At 61.1% G+C, this 6,000-nt stretch carries 6 protein-coding genes; all 6 read left to right on the forward strand.

Annotated elements, in window-relative coordinates; translation table 11 throughout:
* Positions 1–584: 584 nt before the first annotated feature.
* Complete coding sequence (locus tag NQ152_RS12035) at positions 585–1,040, forward strand: glycosyltransferase (RefSeq protein WP_257524139.1); 456 nt, start codon at positions 585–587, stop codon at positions 1,038–1,040.
* Entirely contained in the window at positions 1,037–2,059 is a 1,023-nt protein-coding gene (locus tag NQ152_RS12040) for a hypothetical protein (protein WP_257524140.1), read from the forward strand. The genes NQ152_RS12035 and NQ152_RS12040 overlap by 4 nt, the downstream gene beginning before the upstream one ends.
* The gene (locus NQ152_RS12045; protein WP_257524141.1) at positions 2,056–2,901 is read left to right on the forward strand and encodes a glycosyltransferase; all 846 of its coding nucleotides are present in this window, start codon (positions 2,056–2,058) and stop codon (positions 2,899–2,901) included. The genes NQ152_RS12040 and NQ152_RS12045 overlap by 4 nt, the downstream gene beginning before the upstream one ends.
* A 21-nt stretch (positions 2,902–2,922) precedes the next feature.
* On the forward strand, positions 2,923–4,230 hold the full coding sequence (locus NQ152_RS12050) for a hypothetical protein (RefSeq protein ID WP_257524142.1): 1,308 nt from the start codon (positions 2,923–2,925) through the stop codon (positions 4,228–4,230).
* A 146-nt stretch (positions 4,231–4,376) separates the two neighbouring features.
* Positions 4,377–5,246, forward strand: a complete 870-nt coding sequence (gene rfbA / locus NQ152_RS12055) for a glucose-1-phosphate thymidylyltransferase RfbA (protein ID WP_257524143.1) — start codon at positions 4,377–4,379, stop codon at positions 5,244–5,246.
* Positions 5,246–6,000 (forward strand): dTDP-glucose 4,6-dehydratase (rfbB, locus tag NQ152_RS12060; protein WP_257524144.1); only part of this gene is annotated, 755 nt, incomplete at its 3' end. The genes rfbA and rfbB, both read left to right, overlap by 1 nt.

A 6,000-nucleotide genomic window follows, 5' to 3' on the forward strand; every position in this document is an offset into this window, starting at 1 on the left:
GCCAGCGGGACGAACTCCGTGAGCTCCGTCGAGGTGCCACTGCGGTCTTACCCAGAGCCGACGCTCGTGTTGTCGTAGTCAATCCTCTGGGATCGGCTTTGAACCACTACACGGAAGAGATCCGACAGGTTCTGGCAGCGTCTGGGGTGTCCACCGATGTTGTAGCTGTCAATGAGCCGTCGGCTGCCCCGCACCTCAGTCGAGCCGCCTGGTTGGCCTCGTATCTCCGGTCCTTGCGGGTTGCGCGCCGAATAGGCAAGTCGACGAACAACAGTTTTGTCTTATCAACATGGCCCGTCCTGGGATTGTGGGACACATTGTTGCTTCGAGCCCTCGTCGGACCATCGGTCTTGGTCGTCCATGACCCCGTACCGCTGGTACGCGCGGTCGGCTATGGCCGAGCCGCCGCATTCACAGCACGCCGACTCATCGGCAAGGTGGCGCTGGTGACTCACAGCAAGAGAGCACAAGATTCGCTTACAAGGGCCATAAAGCTCGAATCCAACTCTGTCATCTTGGTGCCGCATCCGATGGTCACGGAGCCCGCCCAAACGAATAGTGCGGGCATAGTACACATCGCAGTAATGGGTCAGTACAAGGCTGACCGCGACATCGAGCTGCTTGTGGACATTGCGCGTCTCGCCGACCCGGCGTGGGAACTGACCGTCACGGGACGTGGTTGGCCGAGCGTCGAGGGATGGAAAGTGGACGCCAGGTTCGTCACAGAATTGGAGTTTCAATCTTCGCTCTCATCCGCATCCGTTGTACTGGTGCCCTATAAGCGCTTCTACCAAAGTGGTGTTGCGATCCGCGCTCTTGAGGCGGGGACACCCGTCGTCGGCCCACGCAACTCGGTACTGGCGGACATAGTTGGTGAGTCGAGCGGCTGGCTTGCCGATGATGACGCGGGATCTTGGATCGAGGCGATTCGCAGCGCACTCTCGACCGGGGCGACCGACATTCGTCAAGTGCAAGAGTCGTCCATTCGCCGCGCGGTTGTCGGATGGGACCGCTTCGCATGCCGCACGAGGGACCTATGAACACCAATCGTCATGAAGCGGTCAATCCGCAGGCCCGAATAGTCGTCGTGACTCTAGCGTCCAAAACATCCGCTGCCATGTGGCGGACGATGCGCGACGTCATCGACGTGATCACATTCGATCACGCCGCGCCGACCGGGTCTCGGTTTGGCAAGCGCAGCCTAGGGCTGGGGTTGGACTCGGTTCTCGTCGCGATTCGGGCCACGAAGCGACGACGTCGCGTGACATACCTTGCTACTAACCCCTGGATCGGCGTCTGCCTGCGCCTTCTTACGAGAATGCCAGTGGTCGTAACTGGACTGTACGCCACGCCGGGAACGATCAATTGGAATGTGCTGCGCAGAGTTCTCGGTGACAGCGGGGTGATTACACTTTCAACGGTTGAAGCGTCCAACTGGCGTATGTCGGGCGGCAGAGCTACGTCCGTAGTTTATGGCAACGATTTCCCATACTTGCCGTCTGATCGACCCTCAGAGCCCGACACCTTGAAGATATTCGTTGGCGGGTCCTCCGATCGCGATCATGCTGCTCTTGCTTCGCTTGAATCTGAAGTTTTGGCTTCAGGCAAGGCGATTGAGCTTATTGTGGCGGTCGGAGGGGAGGCACGGGTTCGCCGAGCGGGCACCGCCTCGGTGCGTCACTACGGTCAAGTCTCACAGACGGAATTCGGCTCTCTGATGGGGAACGCAGACCTCACGTTCCTGCCACTTGTCATGAGGGAACGGGCCGCTGGCCACATGATTCTGGTCGGCTCACTACAGGTAGGTACTGCAGTCGCGATATGCGGTGGCGGCGGAATGGACGGCTACGTCGATGGGCAGTTCGTGACGGAGATCCCGCGTGGCGGCGAAATTTTGCCCTACCTGATACGCACAGCCCAAGACCGGCCGGGGCGTACGGAAACGCGAGCGTATTGGGAGCGCTGCTTCAGCCGCACGGCATACGTGCGCCGGCTGGAGGATGCAGTCTCGAGCTTTCGAGACAGGTCGGCATCCGATAGTGCGAGCTGGGCGCCATGACTCGGGCGCGCGCCCTAGTCGGGATCGTCACCTTCAACCCTGAGATCGCTCTACTGAGTGCGTGCATCGACCATGCATCTTCGCAGAGCCCTGCGGTCGTCGTATTCGACAATGCATCGGCCAACATTACCGAGGTACGGTCCATCTGTTCTTCTCGCGGAGTTGGTCTGATCGAGTCTCCGGCGAACAATGGAATAGCGAATGCACTCAATTCAATTCTTCAGGAAGCACTCAAGCGCAATTTGGAGTTTGCTCTCCTGCTCGACCAAGACTCGCTTCTGCTGCCTGGTTCTTTGGAAGCACTAGAGCGAACCGCGAGCGATAGTAGGATCGCGCTCGCGGCGTCGTCCGTCGCAGATCGCAATGCCGGGACGGTGCAAACCGAGACGCGCCCGGTCGCGTACGCAATCACATCGGGCTCGCTCGTGAGCACGAGCGCTTGGCGCGAAATCGGCGGCTATGACGAACGGCTGTTTATCGACTTCGTCGATTTTGATTTCTGCGTTAGGGCGAGAGCGGACGGCTATCAGATTGTCCGCACCGGCGAGTCCGTTATTTCGCATGCGATTGGCGCCGCCGACCGCAAGCGGTTTGGCACGATATACAATTACTCGCCATTTCGCCTCGAGCACATGGCTGCGGACATGGTGTACTTCGCGCGGAAGCACCGGCACACACCACCCGACCACAAGCCGCGCCGCTCCAGTCGTTTTGGAGTCGCGCTTGTCTTGGCACGAAAGGCTGCTCTGATTTCGCTCTACGAGACGAGCAAGATCCGCAAGGTCGGTGCGCTCATCACCGGGGCAATACGAGGTGCGCGCATGCCAAGGCTGTACACCTGATGCGGCGACTGCAGATGCGATGTGCTCAAGGGCGGGGCCCGCGAAATTCAACCCCGCGGACGACGCCGCACCGATTACCGGCAAACCACCTCGGGGGTGATGATGGCCGGTAAGCGATGGGGAAATGCGCTCGCGCCGATCTTGTCGGTCGCGTCACAGGGCATCGGCGTCGGGCAGTTGATCCTACTTCTTGCACGAGTCGGCGCGAACGACGCAACTGACGTTTACCTTTATCTCTTCAACATGGGAATGTTGCCAACGCAGATCGTCACGGTGGGAGTCGTATTTCCCATGCTTCTCAACCGCGAGCGAATTACTGCGCGACTGGCCAGATTGATCCGCCGCTGGATCCCTTTTGTCGGGAGCGGGTTTGTGCTTCTCGCGGCATTCTGGATGGCTTTGAACGGGCGACTCGAGGAACTGCTACTGCCGATCGTCGCGGCCTCGGTGGTCAACGCATTCTTGCAGGCAAGGGTGTGGATCCGTGCCATCGGCGCAGAAGCCGCCGGTGACCCAAATTGGATTTCGGGCATTGCAATCCCCGCGAATGTGCTGGCGGTTGGAGCGTTGCTACTTCCGTTACCCACTCCCGAATTGCTCATTTTTGCCATGGTGTCCGCATTGGCCGTCGCCAATCTCGGACTTCTCGTATTCATGACGGTCCGAAAGGTTGGGGACAAGTCGTTTTCCGAATTGCCAGTCAGCCGACTGCAAGGGTCCCGGGCAGAGACCTGGTTTTTGACGAAGGCGGGTGTCAGCTACGGGGGCCTAGCGGTGATTCAGTCGATGGCCGTCCTACTGCCTCCCGCGGTACTCACGATCCTCAGCGTTGCCGCCAAAATCGTTGCTTCGTTGGTCGCCACATTTGTCAACGCAGTCATGCCTAGAGTGATTCACCGCGAATCCTCTTCGCTTCGACCAAGTATGAGGTTCCTCTCGTTCCTCTACATCGGGGCGGCAGTCGTAGGTGCCGGAATCGTGGGTTTTGCGGCTGTATTCGGAGGTGAGCTGTTACTGCCAGCCGTGTGTGTCGCGCTGTGGGTGGTCGGCGCTGTAGCGAACTCCGTTGCACAACGGACGGCGTACCGGTTTCTTCCACCCAACGCATCCCGCATCACCATTTCCATCGTGCCTATTGTTGCCGTTCTGACCGTTGCCTCGACGCTCTCGCCAAATTTTCAGTTGGCGACACTGCTTTGTGCCTACGCTGCGGTCGACGCCTCCACGGGAGCCTTGCTGCTTGCCGCTCTGAAGGAGAAGCTCAACGCCGTCGTCGCCGGTATGGCGGTCATCGCGATTTCTTGCCTGTGGGTCCTGAGCTTGCTATAGGCATCGGCACGCACCGGAGAGCGTGATGAAGCACCGGAACACAAATGGGCACAAATGGGTACGGAGAGCCCGAACGTCAGAGAGAATCTCCCTTGGCTGGGGCTCGATTGTTGGAATGTAGAAGTGCAGTTGACAAAGGGAGAGCGATGAAAGGCATCATTCTGGCGGGTGGTTCGGGGACGCGGTTGCATCCGATCACGTTGGGGATCTCCAAGCAGCTGATTCCGGTGTACGACAAGCCGATGGTGTATTACCCGCTGTCGACGTTGATGCTGGCCGGGATCCGAGACATCCTGATCATCACGACCCCGCATGATGCGGAGCAGTTCGAGCGGCTGCTCGGGGATGGGTCGCAGTTCGGGGTGAACCTGACCTTCGCGCGGCAGCCGTCCCCGGATGGGCTGGCGCAGGCGTTCACGATCGGCGCGGATTTCATCGGCACCGACAAGGTCGCCCTGGTCCTGGGCGACAACCTGCTGTACGGGCCGGGGCTGGGCACGCAGCTGAAGCGGTACTCGGATGTGGAGGGCGGGGCGATCTTCGCGTACTGGGTCGCCGACCCGACCGCGTACGGCGTCGTGGAATTCGACGCCGCCGGGACCGCGGTCTCGCTGGAGGAGAAGCCCGCCCGTCCCAAGAGCAGCTACGCCGTGCCGGGCCTGTACTTCTATGACAACGACGTCATCGACATCGCCCGCAACCTTGCCCCCTCCCCGCGCGGGGAGTACGAGATCACCGACGTGAACCGCGCCTACCTGGAGCGCGGCGCGCTGCAGGTGGAGGTCCTGCCCCGCGGCACCGCGTGGCTGGACACCGGCACGTTCGATCAGATGACGGACGCGGCGGATTATGTGCGCACCATGGAGCGGCGCACCGGGCTGCGGATCGGGGTGCCCGAAGAGGTCGCCTGGCGGCAGGGGTTCCTCAGCGATGACCAGCTCCGGGAGCGTGCGGAGAAGCTGGTCAAATCCGGGTACGGCAGCTATCTGCTGGAGATGTTGGAGAGAGGCCACTGATGGGCAACCTGCTCGTGACCGGCGGTGCCGGGTTCATCGGATCCAATTTCGTGCACCACCTGGTCGATCACACCGATCATCACGTCACGGTGCTGGACAAGCTCACCTATGCCGGCAACCGCGCCTCGCTGGCCGGTCTTCCCGAGGACCGGGTGCAGCTGGTGGTCGGGGACATCACCGACGCGGCCCTGGTCGATGAACTGTTCTCCCGCGCCGACGCGGTGGTGCACTATGCCGCGGAGTCCCACAACGACAACTCCCTGCACGACCCGCGCCCGTTCCTGGACACCAACATCGTGGGCACCTACACGCTGCTGGAAGCGGCCCGCAAACACGACACCCGGCTGCATCACATCTCCACCGACGAGGTCTACGGGGACCTGGAATTGGATGACCCGGAACGGTTCACCGAGACCACCCCGTACAACCCCTCCTCCCCGTACTCCTCCACCAAGGCCGGTTCGGACCTGCTGGTGCGCGCCTGGGTGCGCTCCTTCGGGGTCCGCGCCACGATCAGCAACTGCTCTAACAACTACGGCCCCTACCAGCACGTGGAGAAATTCATCCCCCGGCAGATCACCAACGTGATCCGCGGCATCCGCCCCAAGCTCTACGGCGCCGGACAGAACGTGCGGGACTGGATCCACGCCGATGACCACTCCTCCGCCGTGCTGACCATCCTCGAGAAGGGCAGCATCGGGGAGACCTACCTGATCGGCGCCGACGGGGAACGCAACAACAAGGACGTCATCGA

The sequence above is a fragment of the Microbacterium sp. zg.B48 genome (assembly GCF_024623505.1).
Taxonomy (GTDB): domain Bacteria; phylum Actinomycetota; class Actinomycetes; order Actinomycetales; family Microbacteriaceae; genus Microbacterium.